We start from the raw sequence: 23,167 nt of genomic DNA, 5'->3' as shown, positions 1-23,167 counted from the left end.
CTATTCACGCAAAGAAATCGGCAATGAAACGTTCGTAAATCTGGGTCAGGGTTTCCAGATCAGCAACCGCTACCCGTTCGTCAACCATGTGCATTGTTTGGCCGACAAGGCCGAATTCGACCACCGGGCAGTAATCCTTGATAAACCGGGCGTCCGATGTGCCCCCGGACGTTGAAAGCTGTGGCCGCTTTCCTGTTACAGCCTCAACCGATGAAGTCAGCGTTCCTATCAGCTTTTCATTATGCGTCAGGAAAACATGACTTGGACGGTCACGCCAGATCAGTTCATAATTTACCGGCGTCTTTTTACCGGGACGCAACTTGCGGCGACCTGCAGCTTTGTCGAGGCGATTATGAATCTCGGCCATCAGGGTTTCGTCGGTCCACGTGTCGTTGAACCTGATATTGAAAGTCGCTCTGGCTTCAGCAGGAATGACATTGACTGCCGGATTGCCCACATCGATCGTCGTAACCTCAAGGTTGGTCGCCTGAAAATCCTTGGTGCCCTTGTCAAATGCAGGATAAAGCAGGCTGTCGACAAGCATTGTCAGGCCGCGGATGGGATTATCGGCAAGATGCGGATAGGCAGCATGTCCCTGGATGCCACGCACGACAATTGTGCCAGACAGTGAACCACGGCGGCCAATCTTGATCATGTCTCCCAGTTTATCGGGATTGGTCGGCTCTCCAACGATAGCAGCGTCCCAGCTTTCGCCTTTGGCTTTCGCCCATTCCAGCAATTTTCCGGTGCCGTTGATCGAGGGTCCCTCTTCATCGCCGGTTATCAGAAACGAGATCGAACCTTTAAGCTCTTTATTTTTTTCGAGGTAGCGGGCGACTGCAGCTGCAAAACAGGCGATTCCGCCCTTCATGTCCACCGCCCCACGTCCATACATCTCGCCATTGTGAATGGTGGCGGAAAACGGCGGATAAGTCCAATCTGCCTCATCACCGACCGGAACTACGTCCGTATGTCCCGCAAACATGAGGTGTGGACCATTGCCGGAGCGCCTCGCGTACAAGTTTTCGACATCGGGCGTCCCATCCTCGCTGAAGATTGGTCTTTCAATGGAAAAACCCAATGGAGCGAGCATAGACTGAACTGCCGTCAGCGCGCCGCCTTCAAGCGGAGTTACAGAAGGACACGCTATCAGGCGGGCAAGGTTTTGTACTGGATCAAAAGAGGATTTCATGTGTAATGCGATAATGGAAAAGCGCGATCCTGTCACGCGTCACGTGGCTGATTTTATGCCGCTTTTTGTTTGAAGGACATGCCATGGTTTCCGATAAATCGCGCATTGTTATAGCTGGCTCAGGATCTATTGGTTGTTATGTTGGCGGAAGTCTTGCAGCAGCAAATCGCAACGTAAATTTCTTTACAAGGCCGCGAGCTGAGACGAAATTGCGCCAATCCGGTCTCAGGATCGTCGACCTGGACGGAGCAGAGCATCTCGTTTCGACCGACAGTTTTCAACTGAACAGCGATCCCAAAATCGCGTTTGCAGGGGCGCAAATCATTCTTGTCAGCGTCAAAAGTGGCGCTACAGAAGAAATCGTTCAACTCATCAGCCAGTTTGCTCCGGACAATACAATTGTCGTAAGCCTGCAGAACGGTGTCAGCAATGCAGAAACTTTACGCCGGTTCTTGCCTGATACGATGACCGTAGTTGCCGGAATGGTACCATTCAACGTTGTTCAGTCTGACGAGACGGGACAACCACTGACAGTCCGGCGCACAACGCAGGGTACAGTCCTGATAGGCGATAATGTGCCGGAGCTGCCTCAGGTCCTCTCAACCCCCAGCATGCCTGTACAATCGCATACAGACATACAGGGCGTTCTTTGGGGCAAGTTGCTGATGAACCTGAACAACGCACCGAACGCATTGTCAAATCTCCCGCTGGCACAACAATTGGCAGACAGGAACTGGCGGAAGCTGGTTGCGGACCTGATGAGCGAAGGTTTGGCAGCAATGACGGCGCACAATATTCGGCCCGCAAAGGTTCAAGGCGTAAAGCCCGCCATTCTTCCATGGATATTACGGTTGCCAGACGTCCTGTTTCGCGTCATCGCACGTAGGATGCTGGCTATCGACCCGAGGGCCCGATCATCCATGTGGGAAGACTTTTCGCGAGGCCGCACTACCGAGATCGACTATCTACAGGGCGTTGTTATCAGACTTGCCAGCGAAAAGGGCTTGGCTGCTCCACTTTCAGCCAAAGTAATAGCCTGTGTAAAGAAAGCAGAGGGGAAACCCCTCCGCAGCCACTCGGTCGATGAAATCCGCGCTTAATCGCGCAGGAGTTCGTTTATCGATGTCTTGGAGCGGGTCTTTTCATCGACACGCTTGACGATCACTGCGCAGTAGAGGCCGGGGCCCGGCTCGCCATTCGGGAATGGTTTGCCCGGAAGCGTGCCCGCAACAACGACTGAATAGGCTGGCACTTCCCCGTAGAAAATTTCTCCGGTTGCGCGATCAACGATCTTCGTCGATTTGCCGATGAATACGCCCATTCCAAGCACGGCACCTTCGCGAACGATGCAGCCTTCAACGACCTCCGAGCGCGCGCCAATGAAGCAGTTGTCCTCGATGATGGTCGGGCCAGCCTGCATCGGCTCCAGAACACCGCCAATGCCCACGCCGCCCGAAAGATGCACATGCTTGCCGATTTGCGCACAGGAGCCGACTGTGGCCCATGCATCCACCATCGTACCCTCATCCACATAGGCACCAAGATTGACGAAGGACGGCATCAGGATGGCACCGGGCGCTATATATGCAGAGCGGCGTACAATTGCGTTTGGTACAGTACGGATACCCGCTTTTGCAAATTCTGTTGCACCCCAACCGTCAAATTTCGAGGGCACCTTGTCCCACCAGGTCGCGCCACCAGGGCCACCTTCGATAATACCCATGTGATTAAGCCGGAATGACAGAAGAACAGCCTTTTTCAGCCATTGATTGACCTTCCAGTTTCCGTCTGACTGTTTCTCGGCAACGCGCGCTTCACCGCTGTCAAGCAGCAGGAGCGATGTTTCGACAGCGTCGCGGATTTCGCCACGAGTCTCGGTGCTGATGGTATCGCGTTCTTCGAAGGCCTTATCGATAGTCTTTTCGAGGCCATTCAGATCGGGCTTGGACATTTTAAGGTCACTCCATTACACGGGCAGTTAATATCAATGGCCTAGTAAGATAAGTCTGTGAGAGGGTCAATCGCAGCACCATATGTTGGGTAAGAATCCCATTGAATGTCTGCTAGCGCCATGAGTGCCGCAGAAGGAGAAGTTAAAATTGAATACCGATGAAAAAAATAACTGGACACCATTCTCCCATTCTTCTGAAGCGGTCCGTCGCGTAGAAACAGCTCCCTCTACACCTCAAACCCAGTCGGATACTTATCGGCTGGCTTTTGCTGATCCCGATTTCATGACCAAACGCGAATTGCGTGCCGTTCGGCTGCAACTCGAACTGCTCAAGCCGGAAATGGCTTTGACCGAAAGAGGCATCCGCTCGACGGTTGTTTTGTTTGGTGGCGCGCGCATACCCGAACCGGGTGGTGAGGCTTGGGCGGCAAAGAATGAAACACAAAAGAAAAACCTGGAAGCCAACTCGCGCTATTATGCCGAGGCACGCAAATTCGCGCAGCTCTGTTCAACCTATTCCGCTAGCACCTACAACCGCGAATTTGTTGTCGTCACCGGCGGCGGACCGGGTGTCATGGAGGCCGGCAACCGCGGTGCTGCAGATGTTGGTGCGCCAACAATCGGTCTTAACATCGTTCTGCCGCACGAGCAGGCGCCCAACGCCTACGTGACACCGGACCTTTGCTTTAATTTCCACTATTTCGCGATACGCAAGATGCACTTCCTGATGCGAGCGAAAGCAATGGCCATCTTTCCCGGTGGCTTTGGGACAATGGACGAGACCTTTGAAGCGCTGACGTTGATCCAGACCGGTCGTATGGAGCGGATACCATTTCTGCTTTTCGGCAAGTCGTTCTGGGAAAAAACCATCAACTTCGACTACCTCGCCGAGCAGGGTGTGGTTTCTCCCTCGGATCTTGAACTCATCACGTTCGTGGACGAGGCAGAGGAAGCGTGGGATGTCATTCGTAAATTCTACGAACTTCCCTGATAATGGTGGCAGCCGATCACTAAATTGATAAGCGGCTGTTTGATCATTCCTTAGGCTGGAACAGGCCGATTGACCTGTCCCGGCAGAACAGAATTCAGGAATGCAGAAAGGTTATCGGTAACGTAATCAACATGATCGGTTTGATCAGGATCGCGCTCCCATATCTCCGAGAATGTCGGTTCAAAATTGTGCGGTACAATCAACACTGTTTTCATGCCCAGCGCTTTAGGCTCGATCAGATTGCGTGCCAGATCTTCAAACATGACACTGCTGCCGGGATCAATCTTGTACAAGTCCAGAAAACGATCATAGGTCGCTCTTTCTGGCTTTGGCATCAGTTGGGCTGCGACAATATCAAAAATATCATCAAACTCATCCAGAACGCCGAGTTGTCTGGCTGCGCGCTCCGCGTGACCGCGATCACCATTCGTGAAGATGAACTTTCGACCGGGCAACTGACGAATGGCAATGGTCAATGATGGATCAGGAACCAGCCATGAATAATCTATGTCGTGCACTTTCTGGAGAAAATCGTCAGAATCGATATCGTAGCGATCCATCAAACCCTTAAGAGTTGTCCCGTATTCCTTGTAAAACTGTTTCTGTACAACCCTTGCATCCGCACGGGAAAGCTTGAGCAGATCAGCCACATAGTCTGTCATTTTCACATCAATCTGTGAAAACAGATTGGAATGGTGCGGGTAAAGGGTATTGTCGAGATCGAACACCCAATCCGTCACGTGGGCAAAACTCAAGGGATCTGGCTGGTTTGTCATATTCGATCGGGCTTTCGCTCAGTTTCTCATCATAAGCAAATCCGGGGATATGCTCGCCTACCGAAGCAATAGAGGAAAAGAGACTTAACTACGACCGTTTTTAAGTTTTTCGCTAACTGCTGTTTCATGAATTCGCCGTAGTAATCCGTGTGTTGCTTCCGAGGTTTGATGTCCAGAATTCTTCTTAAATGTTTGGCGATAGCGATCATCTCCATCATATGTTCTCTGTTGATCACAGGGATCATCATGCATGCAAATGACATGCACAATAAAATGGGCTACGTAATCGCAACCGTTTGCCCCTTGCTGATCGCTCCAATCATATCCTTTATTGTTATTCGGCAATCGGAAAAGCTACGAAAGGCCCTCGAAACACTCAAGCTTGTCAAAGATGAACTTGAAGCCACCAACGCAAAGCTTTTTGAGAAATCATCCCACGACAGCATGACGGGCTTGCTCAATCGCGAAGCATTCTTCAATCGTCTGGAAAGTGTGCGGACATTACAGCCATGTTCGCTGTTGATCATTGATGTCGACCATTTCAAAAAGATCAATGATATTCACGGCCATTTTGTGGGTGATGGCGCGCTCATGGCCATTGCGCATTGCATTACGGAATGTGTTGGCAAAGATGATAGTATCGGCCGCATCGGCGGCGAGGAATTTGGTATCTATCTGGCCACAAAAGACGATACCCAAGTAACGGCCATAGCCGAGATTATCCGTGCAGAAGTTAACCGCATGGATTACAGAACGCCGCATGGTGAGTGTGTCCGGCTTAGCGTGAGCATAGGCGGGGTCGTCGACATATCCACCGGTGCCGTTGTGGATCATTTTCAGACGGCAGACCGAAAACTTTATGAGGCCAAGCGCAATGGCCGCAATTGCGTTTTCATTCAGAGTAGCTTGCGAAAAGCCGCTTGAAACTCAGACCACCGCCGGATCAAGCGGCTCGGTATCTTTCCAACGTGCCACCAATGTTGGCATATCCGCCTTGCTAAACGCATCTCGTAACGTGTCGAAAGATGGCAGCACGAAATATGCGCGCTGAAATTTATCAATCTCGTAATTTGTCCGCATTACCGTCTCCAAATCGAACGGAACGTGGTGCGCATCAGCGCTTGTTACTGCGAACTGCAATTCACTGAATGATGACATCAGACCCGCGCCGAACGCTTTGAGCGGTGCGCCTTCCTCCTGCATAAGACCGAATTCTGCCGTATACCAATAGAGCCGTGATACCATCTGGTCGCCGCCAATTTTCACTGCTTCGCCGCCTTTCTCGCCATAAAGCTGCATGAAGTCGGCAAAGACCGGCTGGCTCAAAATCGGCACGTGTCCAAAGAAGTCATGGAACATGTCCGGTTCGACGATGTAGTCCAGCTCTTTCTTGCTGCGCAACCAATTCGTCACCGGAAAACGGCGGTTGGCGAGATGATCGAAAAATGGCTCAATGGGAATAAGACCGGGTACTGCAACAATCTCCCACCCTGTCAGCTTGTGTAAACGCTCGCTGACCTCGTGGAAATCAGGTATCTGCTTCAGCAAGCCCAAGGCTTCCACGCCATCTAGATAGGAATGATGCGCGAGTTTTGAAGTCAGCTTCGTCTGGCGGTCACAAAGAGTTCGCCAAACCTCCTGGTCCTCACTGGAGTAATCATATTTCTGTTCGACGGTAAAATCAGATTTGCAGGCTGCATAATCGCCTCGCAATCCTTGCTCGGCACATTCACGGGCATAGGCTTCCACCGTAACAGTCATGATACTCTCCTCCTCTTATGAGCCCACATTAGAATAGTGCGAGAGGAGGATTTGACCTATTCATCTCAATGAGTAATCTTTTCGAGGAGATTCATGACTTGTGAGGAGAAACCTGAGTGAAAAACCCTCAGTTTGATGATTTTGAAGTCAAGATGCTCCGGTCGTTGCAAGACAATGGCCGCATAGCGGTTACAGACCTCGCTCAAGCGATTGGCCTTTCCGCCACGCCTTGTGCAAGGCGTTTTGACGAACTGCAGCAAAGCGGCGTGATCAAAGGCTTTGCCGCAATCCTCGACCGTAAAGCCATTGGTTTGATGGTGGAGGTATTCATTCAGGTTCGTTTGAATACCCATAGCGATGATTCGCCCGAAAAATTCATCGAGGAGATTCAACGGCTGAACGAAGTTTCATCATGCTGGACGATGACAGGGACGCACGACTTTCTGCTCCACGTCATGGTCCCGGACGTCGATGACCTCAACGCCTTTGTCATGCACAAGCTCATGCGTTTAAAGGGCGTACGCGATGTGCACACCCAACTTGTTTTGCAGAACATCAAAGGTCCCGGGAAAATACCTTTGGACCATTTGAAACGATAATCAGGGAACCAGCAGAGTTCCGGCACCACGCTCGGTGAAAAGCTCGAGCAGGACAGAATGAGGGGTTTTGCCATTGAGAATGACAACACCTTCAACGCCGCGATTGATCGCATCGATGCAGGTTTCCACCTTCGGGATCATACCTCCGGAAATCGTACCGTCCTTGATCAAGGCACGTGCCTGACCGACGGAAAGCTCTTTGATAAGCTCTTTGTTCTTGTCGAGCACGCCCGGCACGTCGGTAAGGAAAAGCAGGCGTGAGGCTGCAAGAGCACCAGCGATCGCCCCGGCGAACGTGTCTGCATTGATGTTGTAGGTGTTTCCGTCACGCCCCGGTGCAACAGGGGCAATAACCGGGATCATTTCTGACCGAGCCAGCAAATCAAGCAGCGTGCGGTCTATTTCAACCGGCTCTCCCACGAAGCCCAGATCAACGATTTTTTCAATATTGGAATCTGGATCAATGATGGTCTTCTTTGCCTTTTCGGCGAAGACCATATTTCCGTCCTTACCGCATAGGCCTATGGCCCATTCGCCTTCAGCATTGATCAGCGCCACGATCTCTTTATTGATCGAACCGGCGAGAACCATTTCGACGATTTCGAGTGTCTTTGCATCGGTAACGCGCAGCCCGCCCTCAAATTTTGATTCGATGCCCATTCGCGCCAGCATGGAGGCAATCTGCGGGCCACCACCGTGCACCACGATCGGATTGATTCCTGACTGTTTCAGCAGGGCAATATCACGCGCAAAGGCTTTGCCCAGTGCGGCATCCCCCATGGCATGCCCGCCATATTTTACAACAACAGTCTTGTTTTCGTAGCGCTGCATATAGGGAAGCGCTGCAGAAAGCAGGCTTGCCTGAATTTCGGCAGTGCGGTCGGCTTCGGTCGGGGATGACATGGATGCGTAAGCTCCAGTTTTGCAAGGACGGTGGGTTCTTAACGCTAAAGTCCGGATGGGGCAAACATGATTTCAGTCATTTCCGAATGTTTTTCTACACCAGCCATTGACAGCAAGTCCGGTGGGCAGATTTAACTTGGTGAAAATAGAAGAAAGTTGGAAACGCTGTCGTATGACGCCTGAAGGCATCTCTCAGCTCATATCGCGTGTCGCGCTGCGTGACCGCAACGCTTTCGATGCGCTCTATTCCTCCACGAGCGCGAAACTTTTTGGCGTGTGCCTGCGTATCTTGAACAACAGAACGGAGGCTGAAGACGCACTACAGGACATCTACGTGAAGATCTGGAACAAGGCGGACCGGTTTGCGGTGGCTGACACCAGTCCGATTTCATGGCTGGTTGCCATTGCACGCAACCATTGCATTGATGTCTTGCGCGCGCGCAAGCCAGCATCCACAGATATTGATCAGGCGTCCGAAATTGCAGAACCTTCAGCCAATCCGGAACAATCAGCTATCGCGACAGGTGAGTCGCGACGCATTTACGATTGTCTTGGCCAACTGGATCAGGCCCGTGCAAGCGCAGTACGCGGGGCTTATCTAAATGGCGATAGCTATGAAGAGCTCGCAGCTCGGCATAGTGTACCTTTGAATACAATGCGAACCTGGCTGCGACGCAGCTTATTGAAACTGAAGGAATGTCTCGAAGCATGAGCGCGACCCATACACATAGCACACCGCCGGAAGACGATGATTTCGTCGCCGCCGAATATGTGCTGGGCGTGCTTTCGCTTGCTGAAAAACACAATATAGAGCGGCGGATAGAGCAAGACGTTTCCTTTGCCCGCCTCGTCGCGCGCTGGCAGCAACAGTTTGACGGAATGAATGCCGAGTTCGAGCCGTCAATTCCCCCGTCCGACATGAAGGCCCATATAGATAGACGCCTGTTCGGAACCATTAACCCGCAACCAGCTCCGTTTTTCAGTAATCTGGTTTTCTGGCGAACCTTTGCATTTGCTTCGTTGATTCTTGCAGCAATCGGCTTCGGTCGTGACTTCCTGACCAACCCGTCTGTATCCGACAAACAGCTTGTTGCATCGATGGAGTCCGATGGCAGTATTTATCAAACGCTTGCGGTCTATAACAAAGCCAGCAACCAGTTGAAGGTCAGTTTTGTGGCTGGCGAGTTGCCCGCTGAGCACTCGCTTGAGCTTTGGTTGATTGCAGGCAAAGACGCTCCCGCCTCATTGGGCTTAATCAAGTCAGCACAGGTCACTGAATTTTCCGTCGACAGCGCGCTCGCAGAAAAACTCAAGGATGGCGCAACACTTGCAATCTCTATCGAGCCTGTTGGCGGTTCGCCTAGCAAAGCACCCACGGGCGCTGTCGTTGCAGCAGGCACCGTTCGCGAAATTTAATCACCGCAAATTTTTTCTGAAACTTAAATCAAACCTCTCCCGTATCTCCATTTGACCTCAACCGAGGGAATCAAACAGTGGAGAGAGACATGTTAAAGAAATCACTTGGCCTGATCGCACTTTCAACAATGCTGATCGCTGGTGCAGCCTATGCCAAAAACCCGATGGTTGGTGGTGCTGCAATGTACGAAAACAAGAATATCGTCGAAAACGCCGTTAACTCCAAGGATCACACCACACTCGTCGCCGCTGTCAAAGCCGCTGGACTTGTAGAGACACTTCAGGGCAAAGGCCCGTTTACCGTGTTCGCACCAACGAATGAAGCTTTCGCTGCATTGCCTAAAGGCACAGTGGAAACACTGCTCAAGCCTGAAAACAAAGACAAGCTCACCAAAATTTTGACCTGCCATGTCGTTGCGGCCAACGCTTCGTCAAAGGCGATTATGAAAATGGTCGATGACGATAAGGGTGCGCATCCAGTCAAAACTGTTGGCGGATGCGTCTGGACAGCAAAGTACAAAGGCAAGAAGCTCACATTGACCGACGAAAATGGAACAGTCGCGAATGTGACTATTGCAAACGTGAAGCAGTCAAATGGCGTGATTCACGTCATCGACAAGGTACTGCTGCCAAAGATGTAATCCGAACAACAGTCCTTTATGCGCAGACGGGCATCTGCGCATACTGCCCCGCACGATCCACCGACACCCGGATCAGGCGGGGCTTTTTAGCGATTTTCCTGCTCTTCCAGCAATTGCGCAATTGCCGCCCGCAGTTCATCCAGACCGGAACTTTTTTCTGAAGACGTTGCCAGAATATGCGGATAGGCGGCGGCGCGTTTTTTGATCGCCAGTGCCGTCTCTTCCATCAGACGTGGAACACCGGCAGGTTTGATCTTGTCGATCTTTGTCAGCACGATCTGGTATGATACTGCCGCACGGTCCAACAGATCGAGCACTTCGGCATCATTCTTCTTGATACCGTGACGCGCATCGATCAACAGATAGACGCGGCGAAGTGTGGTTCGGCCACGCAGATAATCGAAAACAAGACGTGTCCATGCATCCACCTGTTCCTTGGGCGCCTCTGCAAAGCCGTAGCCGGGCATATCAACGACAGCGAGCGGCGGCAGATCGCCTGCTTCTCCCGAATAGCCTTCTGGAACGAAGTAGTTCAACTCTTGTGTACGGCCCGGCGTATTGGATGTGCGTGCCAGACCCTTCTGCCCAATGATTGCATTTATCAGTGACGATTTGCCGACATTGGAGCGGCCGGCAAACGCGATCTCAAGCGGTCCTTCTGGCGGCAAAAACTTCATGGCCGGCACGCCGCGGATAAAAACCCATCCCTTGGCAAAGAGCATCCGACCTTTTTCGATCAGCCTGTTTGTGTTGTTCTGCGCTTCGTTCACGTCTTTTCCAGTTCATTCGGCAGTCAGTCCCAGACTGCATTCAATATTAATCGGGCTGTTGTCAACCGGAGGGCCTTCAAAAGAAAAGCCCCCGGTCATGCCGGGGGCTCTGAAACTTTATGCAAAACAGCCTATTCGGCGGGTTTCGGCTTTTTGCGGAATAATCCCGCCAGATTGTCCCAAAGTTCTACTTTCACACCCTGGCGCTTCATGATGATCGCCTGCTGCGTGATGGAAAGCGTGTTGTTCCATGCCCAGTAGATAACCAGACCAGCGGGGAAGCTTGCCAACATGAAAGTGAAAATCACAGGCATCCAGTTAAAGATCATCTGCTGCGTTGGATCTGGAGGCGTTGGGTTCATGCGCATTTGCAGGAACATCGTTACACCCATGATCAATGGCCAGATACCGATCATAAGGAATGCTGGTACAGTCCACGGAATAAGGCCGAACAGATTGAAAATTGACGTTGGATCCGGAGCAGCCAAATCCTGAATCCAGCCAAAGAACGGCGCATGGCGCATTTCGATGGTGACATATAGAACCTTATAGAGCGCAAAGAAGACGGGAATCTGGATGAGAATTGGCCAGCAACCAGCGATCGGATTGATCTTCTCAGTCTTGTACAATTCCATCATGGCCTGCTGCTGCTTGACCTTGTCATCCGCATATTTCTCGCGGATTTCGGTCATCTTCGGCTGCACCAGCTTCATACGCGCCATTGATGCGTAGGACTTGTTGGCAAGCGGGAAGAACAGGGCCTTCAGGATAACTGTGACGACAAGGATAGCGACACCAAAGTTGCCAATTGCCTTGTAGAGCCAGTCGATAAGATAGAACATCGGCTCAGTAATGAAATAGAACCAACCCCAATCAATGAGATTCTTAAATTTTGGAATCTTCAAATTGTTCATATAGTCGTTGATTTTGCCAACCTCTTTGGCTCCTGCAAAAACCATATTCTCGATTGTTGCAGATTGGCCCGGAGCTATCGTTGTCGGGTCGGACAGATAGTCGCTCTGGTAGCGCGGACGGCCATCTGCGAAGTATGACATTCTTGCCTGGAATGGAGTTGCGGCAGACGGTACAAGCGCTGCAGCCCAATATTTGTCAGTTATTCCAATCCAGCCACCGGTCGTTGCCTTCGCTGGAGAGACTTCTTTAGCATCTTCAATCGCAGCAAATTTGTATTCGACCAGCTTGTCAGCAACGAACCCAATGGGCCCTTCCTGGATAACATAAGTGCTCGCGTGCGCTGGCTTGGAAAAGCGTGTGATACGCCCATAGGAAGCCAACGAAATCGGCGCTGCAGTTGGGTTCGTTACAGCATCCTTGACGGTGAACATGTAGTTGTCGTCCACAGCAAAGGTACGCTTGAAAATTAATCCCTTATCGTTCGTAACCGACAGAGTGACCGGAGTTGCGGGCGTCAATTTGTTGTTACCTTCAACGGCCCAAACAGTTGTGGGCCCGGGCACGGTGCCAGTAGCTTCATTGCCGGTAAAACCGATTTCGGCAAACTGGCCATCTTTCAGGGGTGCAGGGCTAAGCAATTCAATTGACGGGGATTTGTCGTCAACCGTCTCATGGTAGTGCTTCAGCTGGAGATCATCGAGCCGCGCACCTGTCAAGTTGATTGAACCGCTGAGACTTGGAGTATCAATCTGGACACGGCTTGTCTGGCCCAATGCTGCGGCACGGGTCAATGTTCCAGCCTGCGCGCCATCTTGTGACTGGCCAGGAATATTTGCGCCCGGTGCTGCCGGTGTCGATGATGGAAGATTTGCCGAACCGTCCGGGTTCGTACCTGCTGGCGTGCTCGCCTGTCCGTCAACGCGTGTCTGCCCCTGCCGCGTCGCTTCTATCTGGGCTTGTTCACGCTGCTGTTCCACTCTGGGGTTCATGTAGAACACTTGCCAAAGCGTCAGGATCACAATGGATAAGGCAATGGTGATAAAGAAATTACGGTTGGTTTCCATTGTCAGTCCTTGGTCTGATCCAGTCGGGGCCGGGTTCAATCATGCCTGTCAGGGCTTGGGCGAACGCCGGTTCATTGATTTCTTGGCAACCCGTTTCGAGAGTTCCCGGGTCAAATCCGCAAACGGCGCTTTAAGAGCGTCGGGGCGGGCAACGATGACATAGTCGGTTCCGGCAGACATGTCATCAGCAACATTGACGCGCACAGCTTCCCGCAGGCGGCGTTTTATACGATTACGGACGACTGCGTTTCCGTTTTTCTTGGTGACCGTAAAGCCTACGCGGGTTGGACCGTCCCGATCTTCCCGCTCTTTGACTTCAACAAGGAAATAGGCGCCTCGGCGCTTTTCCCCATTCCGGACAGCCAAAAACTCCGCTCTCTTGCGAAGGCGGAGTGGCTTTTGCTCATTCATTCTTTAGTGCCAACTTTGGCCACCCGCACGAAATCGCGCGGAATGACTTATGCCGACAACCGCTTGCGACCGCGAGCGCGACGCGCTGCAATAACTTTGCGGCCGCCTGCCGTTGCCATGCGGGCACGAAACCCGTGACGACGTGCGCGGACAAGCTTGGATGGCTGATAAGTACGCTTCATTTGTTAAATACCGCGGTGTGCGGCCCTTCTTGTGGTCTGTTCTATGACAGGAGCATATCAGGACCGCCGTTAGCGTATTTCAAAAATACACCGTTGATAGAACGTCACGCGGGGCGGTCAACCCGGACGTGGGCGGCTTATAGATGCGGTAAGCCTATAAGTCAATTGATGGACGTGATTCAAAAATAGGCAAAATCCGGCAAGTGATTTATTGTATGGCACAGGCATATGACCTACACCATGTAGGGTCAATGGAGCATATATGGTAGCCAGTCAGCAAAAGCCCGGGAAGCGCGTGCAACTGCATGCAGGACGGCGTTTGCCTGTACTGAAGCGCCTTTCGGGCAAATTGCTGCGCCTTACCTTGCTCTTTGGCTTGCTAGCAGAAGTCATGATCTTCGTTCCGACCATTGCGGATATGCGCATTCGCTGGCTATCCGACAGGCTCAATACGGTAGCCGCTGCAAGCGTTGTTCTTGCGGCCAGCGATGCCAAGGATGTTCCGCAATCCGTACAGGACGATGTTCTGCTGGCTACAGGCACAAAGGCTATCGCCTTGCGGGAAAAGGGCGCGTCGCGTCTCCTCGCTGTTTCCGACATGCCTTCGAAAGTCGACAAGCATATCGACATCACGGTCACCGACCCGCTGACAATGATCCGGGGCGCATTTGACGAACTCATCAATGGTGGCGACCGCATCATCCGCGTTTACGGGCCCGTTGGCGACACAGGTAAGGTTATCGAGCTGCTCACCTCTGACGCCCCTTTACGCAATGCCATGCTGCTTTATGCCCGCAATGTGGCGCTGATCTCGCTGTTCATTTCCGTGATTACGGCAAGCCTTGTCTTCCTCGCCATCAGCCGCCTGCTCATTCGACCTATCCAGCGAATGAGCGACAACATGCTTGCCTTTGCGCAGGAACCTGATGATCCCCAACGCATTATCGTACCCGGAAAACGCGAGGACGAGCTGGGCATAGCAGAACGGGAACTTGCTGATATGCAGCATCGGCTACAGCGGACACTTTCCGAGCAGAAACACCTTGCTGACCTCGGCCTCGCTGTTTCAAAGATCAACCACGACATGCGCAACATTCTTGCGTCTGCACAATTGATATCCGATCATCTTGCCAATAGCAGCGATCCGGCCATACAGCGTTTCGTCCCGAAACTCGTACGGACGATTGATCGGGCCATCAATTATTCCCAGACGGTGCTAGCCTATGGCGGGACGCAGGAAGCTCCACCTCAACGGCGCAGGGTCAAACTCCATACCATCATCAGTGACGTGGAAGAGATGCTTGATCTTGATGCCAAGGCTGGAGCAGAGACGAAGTCGGGCGTTGAATTCAAGAATTTGGTCCCGGAAGCGTTCGAAATTGATGTCGATCCCGATCAGTTTTTCCGGATCATTTCCAACCTGTGCCGCAATTCCGTTCAGGCCATGCTTGGGGATACCCGCAACGACCCGTCATTGGTTCAGCGCCTGACGATCACAGCCGGACAAATTGGCACGACATCAATCATCGGCGTTGACGATACTGGACCCGGCTTGCCAGCAAAAGCACGTGAGAACCTTTTCACTGCATTCAAAGGCTCGGCGCGCTCAGGCGGTACCGGCCTCGGCCTTGCCATTGTCCATGAACTTGTCCGCGCGCATGGTGGCACCATCGAATTGCGTGACAATGAGGGCGCTGGAACCAGTTTCGAAATTCGGATACCCGACCAGCCGGTATCCTTGGCCGAATGGCGATCCCGCCGCAGTTCAATTTCATGACATGAAGTTCAAGCGCAATGTCTGAGTACCTTCCCGCCTACTGGCCGCAAATTTTCTTCGTCCTGTCTGTCGTTCTTGGCGTTCCAGCCGCCATACACGCGACGATGACAAAAGAAGAAGTGCGCGCTGCAATTGGTTGGGTCGGTGTGATCATACTCTCCCCGGTCATTGGTCCGCTTATTTATGCCGTGGTGGGCATCAACCGCATAAGGCGCTCCTCCATTTCATCACAGCGCGCGTTTCTGCATGAGATCGGACAAGACCACTTCCTGCGATTCGATGCTGCTGAAAAAGATGTTCTGGCGCACTTCGAAAAACGTCTTGCAGCGATGAAGACGTTGGGCGACCGTGTCAGCCGCTGCCGCCTTACAACCGGCAACAGCATCACAATGCTTCAGACCGGCGATGATGCCTATAATGCAATGCTTGAAGCTGTTGACTCTTCGGAGCGAAGCATTCTCGTTGAGACCTATATTTTTGACCGTGACAAGATTGGTTTACGACTTGCGGACGCCCTCATCGCAGCGACAAAGCGGGGCGTGGAGGTCCGCGTTCTGATCGATGCTGTGGGCGCGCGCTATTCCATTCCAAGCATCGTCGGCTATTTGTCCAAGCACGGCGTCAAGGTGGATGTGTTTAACGGCAATATCATTATCGGCCTTCGCCTGCCCTATGCCAACCTCCGCACGCACCGCAAAATATTTGTTGTCGATGGCAAAGTTGTATTCACTGGTGGCATGAACATTCGCGCAGGATTTTCCGCAGAGGTCGCAGGTGAGGATAACGCGCGCGATACGCATTTCCGTCTGACCGGGCCAATCGTAACCGATCTCTTCCATATAGCTTCTGAAGACTGGCGTTTTGCAACCGACGAAGCTCTGGTCGGCGAAGCATGGCATATCGCTCCTCCCGAAAAACAATCCGGTGAGCCGGTATTCATTCGTGCTGTGCCTTCTGGTCCGGATCGCAGTCTTGAAGCTAACCACAAAATGCTGATGGGCGCTTTTTCCATAGCGCAGAGCCACATACGCATCATGTCGCCCTATTTCCTACCCGACAGGGAACTCATCAGCGCATTGGTCACCGCAGCGCGCCGTGGCGTCGAAGTCGATATTGTTATCCCGTCGAATAACAATCTCAAACTGGTAGATCGCGCGATGACTGCACAGTTTGATCAGATATTGAAGAGCCATTGCCGGATATGGCGCGCCAACGGCAACTTCAATCACTCCAAATTGCTCTCAGTCGATGGCGTGTGGGCCTATGTAGGCTCGTCCAATCTCGACCCAAGATCACTACGCCTGAATTTCGAGGTGGACCTTGAGGTTATGGATGCTGAGTTTGCATCGAAAGTAGAGGGACTGGTTCAGAAAGCCTTGGATCATGCCACACCCGTGCTGCTCCAGCACCTTAGGGCCCGCTCATTTTGGGACCGCTTGCTCGACCGGATTATCTGGCTAGGCTCACCCTATCTTTGACAAAGCCTGTTTCAGCGACAGCTGATTTCAAATCGACATAGGCCTTGATCGGCAGATGGTCAGAAGCGACCCGTGCCAGTGGCGTATCGTGGACTTCGATAGACGTAACGAGATTGTGAGGATGACCCAGCACCCGGTCCAACGCCAGCACGGGAAATCGTGATGGAAAACTTGGAACGGCATTTTGTCCCGGATCGAAGACCGGCGACAGGAAATGCAGCGAAGAACCCTTGCCAACGCGCCATTCGTTCAGATCGCCCATCAGCAGGGTTGGACGCGAGGGATCGGCATTGACCGCCCGCAATATCGCTTCCGACTGCTGCTGGCGCGAATGCCTTAACAGGCCGAAATGCGCCGCGATTATCCGTAGCGGGCCTGCAATGAGATCAATGTCTACGACCAATGCGCCCCGTGGCTCGAGACCGGGCAATACGAGTTGCTGCACGTGACGTACAACGCCCTCCCTGAACAGAAGGAGATTGCCGTGCCAGCCGTGCCCTTTAGGATAAAGCGATGTTACCGGCACAGGAACAAGACTGTTTTCACGTTGTAAACGCGCAAGGTCCAGCAACCCCGTCCGCTCACCGAAACGCTTGTCTGCTTCCTGAATGGCGATAACGTCCGCATCAATTTCGCTGATGACGTGAGCAATCCTGTCGGGATCAAATTTCTTGTCTATGCCGACGCATTTGTGGACATTGTATGAGGCAATCAACAAATTGCTACGCGCAACGCGTATCACCCCGGTGGGGCGCTTTTTGCGATTTCTGACAGCGGCCAGAATACTTGCTGAGACGCTTGGCTTGATTGGCCGCGTCGGCTTCTTGCTATCCATACTATAGAGATAAATCGGTATGCTCTGAATGGCAAGCAGACCTTTAGCGTCCGGACCCTAGAGTCGGTTGCCAACCAGATGCGCCAACTGCGCGCCGACTTCATAATAGCCTTCGCGCAACCCCCTCATGCCTTCCTCTTTGGGTTTGGTCACCGGAAGGGGCAAATCAGCTTCACTGACACGCCCGGCAATATGTTCGGCCAGTATGCGACCGAAAACCGTACCCGGAGCAATTCCGCGACCGTTATAGCCGCTGAAGCTTATGAGGTTTGGAGCAAGTGTGTGGAACCGCGGAAGATTGTCATTCGTCATGCCGATCTTGCCATACCAGCCCGCCTCGAATGTCACGTCCTTGACCTGCGGGAAAAGTTTGCCGATCGATCTGGCTGCCCAAGCCTTGTGAACGGCCATGCCGGTTCCGCGCAATGCGCCAACGCTACCGAAAACAAGCCGCCCTGCACGATCCATGCGGAAAGAGCTGAGAATTTCCTTTGTATCCCAGCCGCCCTGCCGCTCCGGCAATATACTGTCACGCACATCCTGCGGCAAAGGCGTCGTGGCGAAATTAAAGTATGGCAGATGCAGGAGTTCTGATCGCAGTTCAGGCCATGGCGACGTCGTATAGGCATTGGTCGCGACGATCACCCAGTCTGCTGAAACCGTACCGGATTCGGTCCGCACCAGCCACTTCGTGCCTGAACGTTCGGTCGCATTCACGGGCGTGCGGGTATAAATGGCAACACCACTTGCCTGGGCTGCCTTGGCCAGACCACGAACATAGCCAAGCGGCTGTATGGTTCCAGCGCGGTTATCAAGCAACGAACCGGCAAATGCAGATGATCCCACTTTGGCTGCAGTCTCTTTCGCGCCCAGCAGATGAACATTTGCGCCCCGCGCCTGCCATTGCGCTGCACGCTGTTCAAGCTGTTTGAGTCCACTGTCACCGACAGCACAATGGAGTGTGCCCTTACGTTCCAGTTCGCACTCGATCTGGTGCTTATCAACAAGATTGAAAACCGATTGAGGAGCATTGCCCAAGAGTTCAAGCAGACGCTCTCCATGCAATTGTCCAAGCACTGCGGGCAAATCATTGGGCATGACCCACATGCCGGCATTGACGAGCCCAACATTGCGGCCCGAGCCACCGAAGCCGATTTCCACCGCATCGACCACGGCGACCTTTGTTCCAGCTTCGGCAAGATGCAACGCTGCCGACAGCCCGGTAAATCCTGCACCGATCACCGCTACATCAACAGAGATATCACCCCGCAACTGTTCGGTTTTGGGAGCGGCAGGTGCGGTTTTTTCCCAAAGGCCGTGGGAGTGTTCGTCATTCAGCATAGCATCACCATCTAGCCAGCATTCTTGTATCGATTGCTGTTATAAATGGGGTTTCAACCAACGGAAGTGAAATTTCCGACATATATTATGCTGTCACAGAATGACTGACATATCAGGCTGCTGCTCGCTGACCTGTGCAGCAATCCAACTGATAAAGCTTTGCACCAGTGGATTCTCCTTTTTGTGCTCCGGCACGACCAGATAGTAATTGTTCTCTGTTTGCAGCGGCTGGTCAAAGAGCACCAGCAACCGCCCGGTTTCGAGCTCCTTTTCTATGAGGTAGCGCGGAAGCAACGCAAATCCCAAACCTGCCAATGCCGCTTCTATAACCATGGAAAAATGTTCGAACCGATGTCCCTTATAGGGACTGACAACCTCTGCTTGCTGCGTTTCAAACCAGGACGCCCAGGCTTTCGGCCTTGTCGACAGGTGTAGCAGAGGTGCTGAACTTGCAAGCCCCGCAGGGGTATCGATCGGATTTGCCCGGCAAAGTTCGGGACTGCCTACAGGTACTATCATCTCGCTGCACAGATAGGTGCAAGTGGCATGGGCCCAAACCGGCTGGCCGTAATGGATCGCCAGGTCGAAAGGTTCTTCATCGAAATCGAAGGGCTGCGAGCGCGAAGCAACGCTTAACGCCATCTCGGGATGATCATTCAGAAAGTTCGGCAATCTTGGCATTAACCAACGGCTGCCAAATGTCGGCAATGTCGCAATGCTTAAAGATGATGCTGACTGAGATGCGGCCATGGCACGCAGCATTGTTTCTTCTGTCAGACCAAGCAGGCGCCGAACCTCCGGCAGAAATTTCTGACCCGCATCGGAAAGCACAACACGCTGACGGATACGCTCGAACAGGAGTACGCCAATCTGATTTTCAAGCTCGCTCAGTTGTCGCGATACGGCGCTTTGTGTGAGGCTCAGTTCCTTGGCAGCCTGTGTGAAACTGCCGTGGCGAGCCGCACATTCAAACGTTTGAAGAATATCGATGTCGGGGATCAAGCGTCTCGTTAACTTCATTCTCTTCTCGCATCAACTCAGTTTGAATCGTCGTAATACGCGGGTGCTGTCAGTCTGTATAATCCAAATTGAGCATGACAGGAAAAGATTTACTGTCCAACATCAATGCGGAATCGATCTTTATGAAATCATCGACGTTTCTTGCGCCGGATACGATCCGGGCGTCCTTCTCTTCGGCCATGTCTTCCATGTATCGCACCGAGGTTCCTGCCTACGGAACATTGTTGTCGCTCGTTGCCGAAGTGAACACGAAAACCTTGGCTGCTTCACCGGAAATGGCACAGCGTCTGGAACAGACTGATACACTCGACCGCATCTCCGAAGAACGTCACGGTGCTATTCGCGTTGGCACGCCAGCCGAACTTGCAATGCTTCGCAGGGTCTTTGCTGTTATGGGCATGCATCCTGTGGGCTATTATGACCTGACAGAAGCCGGCGTTCCTGTACATTCCACAGCATTTCGTCCGGTAGGCGACGCAGCCTTGAAGATTAATCCATTCCGGGTATTCACCTCGCTGCTGCGTCTTGATCTCATAGAAGATGCGATACTGCGTGAAGAAGCTCGTATGACGCTCAACGCTCGCCAGATATTCACTGCCAAGGCGATAACGCTCGTTGAAAAGGCTGAAGCGAATGGTGGCCTCGAAGCTGAAGATGCCGCGTCCTTCGTCGAAGAGATTCTTGAGACATTCCGCTGGCATGACCGGGCAAGTGTCAGCAGCCATCTTTATGGACGCCTCCATGATGCTCATCGTCTGATCGCCGATGTTGTCTCATTCAAGGGCCCGCATATCAATCACCTGACACCGCGCACCCTCGATATCGATGCTGTGCAGGCTCTGATGCCAGCCAATGGCATTTCGCCCAAAGCTGTGATTGAAGGCCCACCTACCCGCGAATGCCCGATCCTTTTGCGCCAGACATCTTTTAAAGCTTTGGAAGAGAACGTTTCCTTCATCAATGCCGAAGGCAATTGGGAGCAAGGCTCACACACGGCCCGATTCGGTGAAATTGAACAGCGGGGAATCGCATTGACGCCAAAAGGCCGGGCACTCTATGACCAGCTATTGGCCAAATCCCGTGAAATAGTTCGCCCTGCCGCTGATGGGTCCAATGCTTCGGACTATATCGCTGCCCTGCATGAAGCCTTCAAAGAGTTCCCGGACAATTGGGATACTATTCGCTCAGCGAAATTGGGCTATTTCCGCTATACGCCCGTTTCTGGCACCAAAGTCCGGAGCAACGAGCTCGAAGACCTCATCCGCGAAGGTGCCGTTCAGTTTGATCCCATCGTCTATGAGGATTTCCTGCCGGTCAGTGCTGCAGGGATTTTCCAATCCAATCTTGGCGATACCGATGTTCAGAAATTTGCTGCCAGCCCAAGCCAGCAGGAGTTCGAAGCACATCTGGGTGTGCCGGTGCTGGATGAATTTGAACATTACGCAAATCTGGAAAATGCATCTATCGAAGCCTGCCTGCAGCAACTGCGTCCAGTTGCACTCGCCAGTTAGGCCGTTTCAAAAATCCGCACCGGCTGATAAAAGCCGGTCAGCTCTTTCGACAGACAAAAGGTAAGCAAGATGACTATTGCTCAAGAAGTGAAGATCCTCCTTTCCAAACTCGGCGTTGCAGAGGCCGCCTATACGGGTGGCTCAATGGCTTCGTTCAGCCCTGTTACCGGCGAAAAGGTAGCAGATGTGGCGGTACACTCGGCTGCCGATACTGCGAAAGCGATCGAATCTGCCGATGCAGCTTTCCGCGAATGGCGCCTTGTCCCTGCACCGAAACGTGGTGAACTTGTTCGCCTGTTCGGCGAAGAGCTGCGTGCTCACAAAAATGATCTCGGCCGCCTTGTTTCAATCGAAGCTGGCAAAATTCCGTCGGAAGGTCTCGGCGAAGTTCAGGAAATGATCGACATTTGCGATTTTGCGGTCGGTCTTTCCCGTCAACTGTACGGACTGACAATTGCTACTGAACGTCCAGGCCACCGGATGATGGAAACCTGGCATCCGCTCGGTGTTGTTGGCGTCATTTCAGCATTCAATTTTCCGGTAGCGGTCTGGTCATGGAACACCGCGCTTGCTCTGGTCTGCGGTAATTCGGTTGTCTGGAAGCCTTCGGAAAAGACCCCGCTGACCGGTCTTGCATGCCAAGCCATTTTTGATCGCGCAGCAAAGCGTTTTGGCGATGTGCCAGCAGGATTGGCGCAAACCCTGATGGGCGACCGCACGATTGGTGAAGCTCTGGTGGACCATCCAAAGGTTGCACTTGTTTCGGCGACAGGCTCGACCCGCATGGGCCGCGAAGTCGGCCCTCGACTTGCGAAACGTTTTGCCCGTTCGATTCTCGAACTTGGCGGCAACAATGCAGGTATCGTTTGCCCGTCAGCCGACCTTGATATGGCACTTCGTGCCATTGCCTTTGGAGCTATGGGAACTGCAGGACAGCGTTGCACCACGCTTCGCCGCCTGTTCGTACATGAAAGCGTTTATGACACGCTCGTTCCACGTCTGAAGAAAGCCTATGAAAGCGTTTCTGTCGGCAGTCCGCTCGACACACCCTCTCTGGTTGGCCCATTGATCGACAAGGGTGCATTCGACAACATGCAGAAATCGATCAGCGAAGCCGTATCGCATGGTGGCAAGGTAACTGGCGGTGCACGTGTAGAAACAGATCACGCCAATGCCTACTACGTTCGTCCTGCCTTGGTTGAAATGCCGAAGCAGGCCGGACCAGTGGTCGAAGAAACCTTCGCGCCAATCCTTTATGTGATGAAATATAGCGATTTCGATCAGGCAATTGTTGATCACAATGCCGTGGGTGCCGGGTTGTCCTCGTCCATCTTCACTCTCGACCTGCAGGAAGCCGAACGCTTCCTCAGCCCGGATGGTTCGGATTGCGGTATCGCCAACGTCAACATCGGCACGTCAGGTGCAGAAATTGGCGGTGCGTTTGGCGGCGAGAAAGAAACTGGCGGCGGACGCGAATCCGGTTCTGATGCGTGGAAAGCTTACATGCGCCGCGCGACCAACACCGTGAATTACTCCAAGGCATTGCCTCTGGCTCAGGGCGTATCATTCGATATCGATTGATCCACACAAACAATAGATGATCCTCCCGCTGTCTCGACAGCGGGAGGATTTT

At 52.7% G+C, this 23,167-nt stretch carries 23 protein-coding genes; 11 read left to right on the top strand and 12 right to left on the bottom strand.

Going from position 1 to position 23,167, the window contains the following annotated elements; all coding sequences use genetic code 11:
* Window positions 1-4 precede the first annotated feature (4 nt).
* Entirely contained in the window at window positions 5-1,192 is a 1,188-nt protein-coding gene (gene dapE / locus PMI41_RS04835; RefSeq protein WP_008122380.1) for a succinyl-diaminopimelate desuccinylase, read from the bottom strand.
* An 83-nt stretch (window positions 1,193-1,275) separates the two neighbouring features.
* On the opposite strand from dapE, the gene PMI41_RS04830 reads away from it, so the two are divergent.
* Entirely contained in the window at window positions 1,276-2,292 is a 1,017-nt protein-coding gene (locus tag PMI41_RS04830) for a 2-dehydropantoate 2-reductase (RefSeq protein ID WP_008122378.1), read from the top strand.
* Here the strand turns inward: PMI41_RS04830 and dapD are convergent.
* Window positions 2,289-3,143 (bottom strand): 2,3,4,5-tetrahydropyridine-2,6-dicarboxylate N-succinyltransferase, encoded by an 855-nt coding sequence (gene dapD, locus PMI41_RS04825; protein ID WP_008122375.1) that lies wholly within the window; start codon window positions 3,141-3,143, stop codon window positions 2,289-2,291. The two genes, PMI41_RS04830 and dapD, sit on opposite strands and share 4 nt — an antisense overlap.
* A gap of 148 nt (window positions 3,144-3,291) precedes the next feature.
* On the opposite strand from dapD, the gene PMI41_RS04820 reads away from it, so the two are divergent.
* On the top strand, window positions 3,292-4,134 hold the full coding sequence (locus tag PMI41_RS04820; protein ID WP_008122373.1) for an LOG family protein: 843 nt from the start codon (window positions 3,292-3,294) through the stop codon (window positions 4,132-4,134).
* Window positions 4,135-4,184: 50 nt separating this feature from the next.
* Here PMI41_RS04820 and PMI41_RS04815 read toward each other — a convergent pair whose 3' ends face one another.
* The gene (locus PMI41_RS04815) at window positions 4,185-4,910 is read right to left on the bottom strand and encodes a pyrimidine 5'-nucleotidase (protein WP_008122371.1); all 726 of its coding nucleotides are present in this window, start codon (window positions 4,908-4,910) and stop codon (window positions 4,185-4,187) included.
* A gap of 246 nt (window positions 4,911-5,156) precedes the next feature.
* On the opposite strand from PMI41_RS04815, the gene PMI41_RS04810 reads away from it, so the two are divergent.
* Complete coding sequence (locus tag PMI41_RS04810; protein WP_008122368.1) at window positions 5,157-5,834, top strand: GGDEF domain-containing protein; 678 nt, start codon at window positions 5,157-5,159, stop codon at window positions 5,832-5,834.
* A 3-nt stretch (window positions 5,835-5,837) separates the two neighbouring features.
* Here PMI41_RS04810 and phhA read toward each other — a convergent pair whose 3' ends face one another.
* On the bottom strand, window positions 5,838-6,671 hold the full coding sequence (gene phhA / locus PMI41_RS04805; protein ID WP_008122366.1) for a phenylalanine 4-monooxygenase: 834 nt from the start codon (window positions 6,669-6,671) through the stop codon (window positions 5,838-5,840).
* 116 nt (window positions 6,672-6,787) lie between these two features.
* Here phhA and PMI41_RS04800 point away from each other — a divergent pair, with 116 nt between their 5' ends.
* Complete coding sequence (locus PMI41_RS04800) at window positions 6,788-7,270, top strand: Lrp/AsnC family transcriptional regulator (protein WP_008122363.1); 483 nt, start codon at window positions 6,788-6,790, stop codon at window positions 7,268-7,270.
* Here PMI41_RS04800 and argB read toward each other — a convergent pair whose 3' ends face one another.
* Window positions 7,271-8,173 carry an acetylglutamate kinase gene (gene argB, locus PMI41_RS04795; RefSeq protein ID WP_008122361.1) on the bottom strand — a complete coding sequence of 301 codons (903 nt, stop codon included), beginning with the start codon at window positions 8,171-8,173 and terminating at the stop codon, window positions 7,271-7,273.
* 172 nt (window positions 8,174-8,345) lie between these two features.
* Between argB and PMI41_RS04790 the strand changes: the two genes are divergently transcribed.
* The 3 genes from PMI41_RS04790 (at window position 8,346) to PMI41_RS04780 (ending at window position 10,230) form a co-directional block, all read left to right on the top strand.
* Complete coding sequence (locus PMI41_RS04790; protein WP_008122359.1) at window positions 8,346-8,885, top strand: sigma-70 family RNA polymerase sigma factor; 540 nt, start codon at window positions 8,346-8,348, stop codon at window positions 8,883-8,885.
* Complete coding sequence (locus tag PMI41_RS04785; RefSeq protein WP_008122357.1) at window positions 8,882-9,589, top strand: anti-sigma factor; 708 nt, start codon at window positions 8,882-8,884, stop codon at window positions 9,587-9,589. The genes PMI41_RS04790 and PMI41_RS04785 overlap by 4 nt, the downstream gene beginning before the upstream one ends.
* An 89-nt stretch (window positions 9,590-9,678) precedes the next feature.
* Window positions 9,679-10,230 carry a fasciclin domain-containing protein gene (locus tag PMI41_RS04780; protein WP_008122355.1) on the top strand — a complete coding sequence of 184 codons (552 nt, stop codon included), beginning with the start codon at window positions 9,679-9,681 and terminating at the stop codon, window positions 10,228-10,230.
* 86 nt (window positions 10,231-10,316) lie between these two features.
* Here PMI41_RS04780 and yihA read toward each other — a convergent pair whose 3' ends face one another.
* From yihA to rpmH, 4 genes are all read right to left on the bottom strand, one after another.
* Window positions 10,317-10,952 (bottom strand): ribosome biogenesis GTP-binding protein YihA/YsxC, encoded by a 636-nt coding sequence (yihA, locus tag PMI41_RS04775; RefSeq protein WP_040853868.1) that lies wholly within the window; start codon window positions 10,950-10,952, stop codon window positions 10,317-10,319.
* A 179-nt stretch (window positions 10,953-11,131) separates the two neighbouring features.
* The gene (gene yidC / locus PMI41_RS04770; protein WP_008122350.1) at window positions 11,132-12,979 is read right to left on the bottom strand and encodes a membrane protein insertase YidC; all 1,848 of its coding nucleotides are present in this window, start codon (window positions 12,977-12,979) and stop codon (window positions 11,132-11,134) included.
* 48 nt (window positions 12,980-13,027) lie between these two features.
* Window positions 13,028-13,390 (bottom strand): ribonuclease P protein component, encoded by a 363-nt coding sequence (rnpA, locus tag PMI41_RS04765; RefSeq protein WP_008122348.1) that lies wholly within the window; start codon window positions 13,388-13,390, stop codon window positions 13,028-13,030.
* Between the two features lie 47 nt (window positions 13,391-13,437).
* A complete protein-coding gene (rpmH, locus tag PMI41_RS04760; protein ID WP_040853797.1) occupies window positions 13,438-13,572 on the bottom strand; it encodes a 50S ribosomal protein L34 in 135 nt (44 codons plus the stop codon).
* A gap of 262 nt (window positions 13,573-13,834) precedes the next feature.
* On the opposite strand from rpmH, the gene PMI41_RS04755 reads away from it, so the two are divergent.
* Both PMI41_RS04755 and PMI41_RS04750 read left to right on the top strand, forming a co-directional pair.
* Window positions 13,835-15,349, top strand: a complete 1,515-nt coding sequence (locus tag PMI41_RS04755; protein ID WP_008122347.1) for a HAMP domain-containing sensor histidine kinase — start codon at window positions 13,835-13,837, stop codon at window positions 15,347-15,349.
* A 17-nt stretch (window positions 15,350-15,366) separates the two neighbouring features.
* On the top strand, window positions 15,367-16,827 hold the full coding sequence (locus PMI41_RS04750; protein ID WP_008122345.1) for a phospholipase D-like domain-containing protein: 1,461 nt from the start codon (window positions 15,367-15,369) through the stop codon (window positions 16,825-16,827).
* On the opposite strand, the gene PMI41_RS04745 is transcribed toward PMI41_RS04750, so the two are convergent.
* The 3 genes from PMI41_RS04745 to PMI41_RS04735 all read right to left on the bottom strand — a co-directional run bounded on the left by PMI41_RS04745 (window position 16,799) and on the right by PMI41_RS04735 (window position 20,023).
* Complete coding sequence (locus PMI41_RS04745; protein WP_008122343.1) at window positions 16,799-17,662, bottom strand: endonuclease/exonuclease/phosphatase family protein; 864 nt, start codon at window positions 17,660-17,662, stop codon at window positions 16,799-16,801. The two genes, PMI41_RS04750 and PMI41_RS04745, sit on opposite strands and share 29 nt — an antisense overlap.
* A gap of 57 nt (window positions 17,663-17,719) precedes the next feature.
* Window positions 17,720-19,003, bottom strand: a complete 1,284-nt coding sequence (locus PMI41_RS04740; RefSeq protein ID WP_008122340.1) for an FAD-binding oxidoreductase — start codon at window positions 19,001-19,003, stop codon at window positions 17,720-17,722.
* A gap of 93 nt (window positions 19,004-19,096) precedes the next feature.
* Complete coding sequence (locus PMI41_RS04735; RefSeq protein ID WP_008122338.1) at window positions 19,097-20,023, bottom strand: LysR family transcriptional regulator; 927 nt, start codon at window positions 20,021-20,023, stop codon at window positions 19,097-19,099.
* 122 nt (window positions 20,024-20,145) lie between these two features.
* Between PMI41_RS04735 and PMI41_RS04730 the strand changes: the two genes are divergently transcribed.
* Both PMI41_RS04730 and PMI41_RS04725 read left to right on the top strand, forming a co-directional pair.
* Window positions 20,146-21,534, top strand: coding sequence for a VOC family protein (locus PMI41_RS04730; RefSeq protein WP_008122336.1), 1,389 nt, complete (start codon window positions 20,146-20,148; stop codon window positions 21,532-21,534).
* Window positions 21,535-21,603: 69 nt separating this feature from the next.
* Complete coding sequence (locus tag PMI41_RS04725; RefSeq protein WP_008122334.1) at window positions 21,604-23,115, top strand: aldehyde dehydrogenase family protein; 1,512 nt, start codon at window positions 21,604-21,606, stop codon at window positions 23,113-23,115.
* The last annotated feature ends 52 nt before the right edge of the window (window positions 23,116-23,167 follow it).

This window comes from Phyllobacterium sp. YR531 (assembly GCF_000282595.1).
In the GTDB taxonomy this organism is placed as follows: domain Bacteria; phylum Pseudomonadota; class Alphaproteobacteria; order Rhizobiales; family Rhizobiaceae; genus Phyllobacterium.
The sequence above is the reverse complement of the archived record's forward strand: the minus strand, read 5'-3'. Positions and strand labels throughout refer to the sequence as shown.

Excerpts from the sequence above, each read along its gene's own strand:
- dapE (WP_008122380.1), bottom strand. The coding sequence starts at position 1,192 with ATGAAATCCTCTTTTGATCCAGTACAAAACCTTGCCCGCCTGATAGCG.
- PMI41_RS04830 (WP_008122378.1), top strand. The coding sequence starts at position 1,276 with ATGGTTTCCGATAAATCGCGCATTGTTATAGCTGGCTCAGGATCTATT.
- dapD (WP_008122375.1), bottom strand. The coding sequence starts at position 3,143 with ATGTCCAAGCCCGATCTGAATGGCCTCGAAAAGACTATCGATAAGGCC.
- PMI41_RS04815 (WP_008122371.1), bottom strand. The coding sequence starts at position 4,910 with ATGACAAACCAGCCAGATCCCTTGAGTTTTGCCCACGTGACGGATTGG.
- PMI41_RS04810 (WP_008122368.1), top strand. The coding sequence starts at position 5,157 with ATGCATGCAAATGACATGCACAATAAAATGGGCTACGTAATCGCAACC.
- phhA (WP_008122366.1), bottom strand. The coding sequence starts at position 6,671 with ATGACTGTTACGGTGGAAGCCTATGCCCGTGAATGTGCCGAGCAAGGA.
- argB (WP_008122361.1), bottom strand. The coding sequence starts at position 8,173 with ATGTCATCCCCGACCGAAGCCGACCGCACTGCCGAAATTCAGGCAAGC.
- PMI41_RS04790 (WP_008122359.1), top strand. The coding sequence starts at position 8,346 with ATGACGCCTGAAGGCATCTCTCAGCTCATATCGCGTGTCGCGCTGCGT.
- PMI41_RS04785 (WP_008122357.1), top strand. The coding sequence starts at position 8,882 with ATGAGCGCGACCCATACACATAGCACACCGCCGGAAGACGATGATTTC.
- PMI41_RS04780 (WP_008122355.1), top strand. The coding sequence starts at position 9,679 with ATGTTAAAGAAATCACTTGGCCTGATCGCACTTTCAACAATGCTGATC.
- yihA (WP_040853868.1), bottom strand. The coding sequence starts at position 10,952 with ATGCTCTTTGCCAAGGGATGGGTTTTTATCCGCGGCGTGCCGGCCATG.
- yidC (WP_008122350.1), bottom strand. The coding sequence starts at position 12,979 with ATGGAAACCAACCGTAATTTCTTTATCACCATTGCCTTATCCATTGTG.
- rnpA (WP_008122348.1), bottom strand. The coding sequence starts at position 13,390 with ATGAATGAGCAAAAGCCACTCCGCCTTCGCAAGAGAGCGGAGTTTTTG.
- rpmH (WP_040853797.1), bottom strand. The coding sequence starts at position 13,572 with ATGAAGCGTACTTATCAGCCATCCAAGCTTGTCCGCGCACGTCGTCAC.
- PMI41_RS04755 (WP_008122347.1), top strand. The coding sequence starts at position 13,835 with ATGGTAGCCAGTCAGCAAAAGCCCGGGAAGCGCGTGCAACTGCATGCA.
- PMI41_RS04750 (WP_008122345.1), top strand. The coding sequence starts at position 15,367 with ATGTCTGAGTACCTTCCCGCCTACTGGCCGCAAATTTTCTTCGTCCTG.
- PMI41_RS04745 (WP_008122343.1), bottom strand. The coding sequence starts at position 17,662 with ATGGATAGCAAGAAGCCGACGCGGCCAATCAAGCCAAGCGTCTCAGCA.
- PMI41_RS04740 (WP_008122340.1), bottom strand. The coding sequence starts at position 19,003 with ATGCTGAATGACGAACACTCCCACGGCCTTTGGGAAAAAACCGCACCT.
- PMI41_RS04735 (WP_008122338.1), bottom strand. The coding sequence starts at position 20,023 with ATGAAGTTAACGAGACGCTTGATCCCCGACATCGATATTCTTCAAACG.
- PMI41_RS04730 (WP_008122336.1), top strand. The coding sequence starts at position 20,146 with ATGAAATCATCGACGTTTCTTGCGCCGGATACGATCCGGGCGTCCTTC.
- PMI41_RS04725 (WP_008122334.1), top strand. The coding sequence starts at position 21,604 with ATGACTATTGCTCAAGAAGTGAAGATCCTCCTTTCCAAACTCGGCGTT.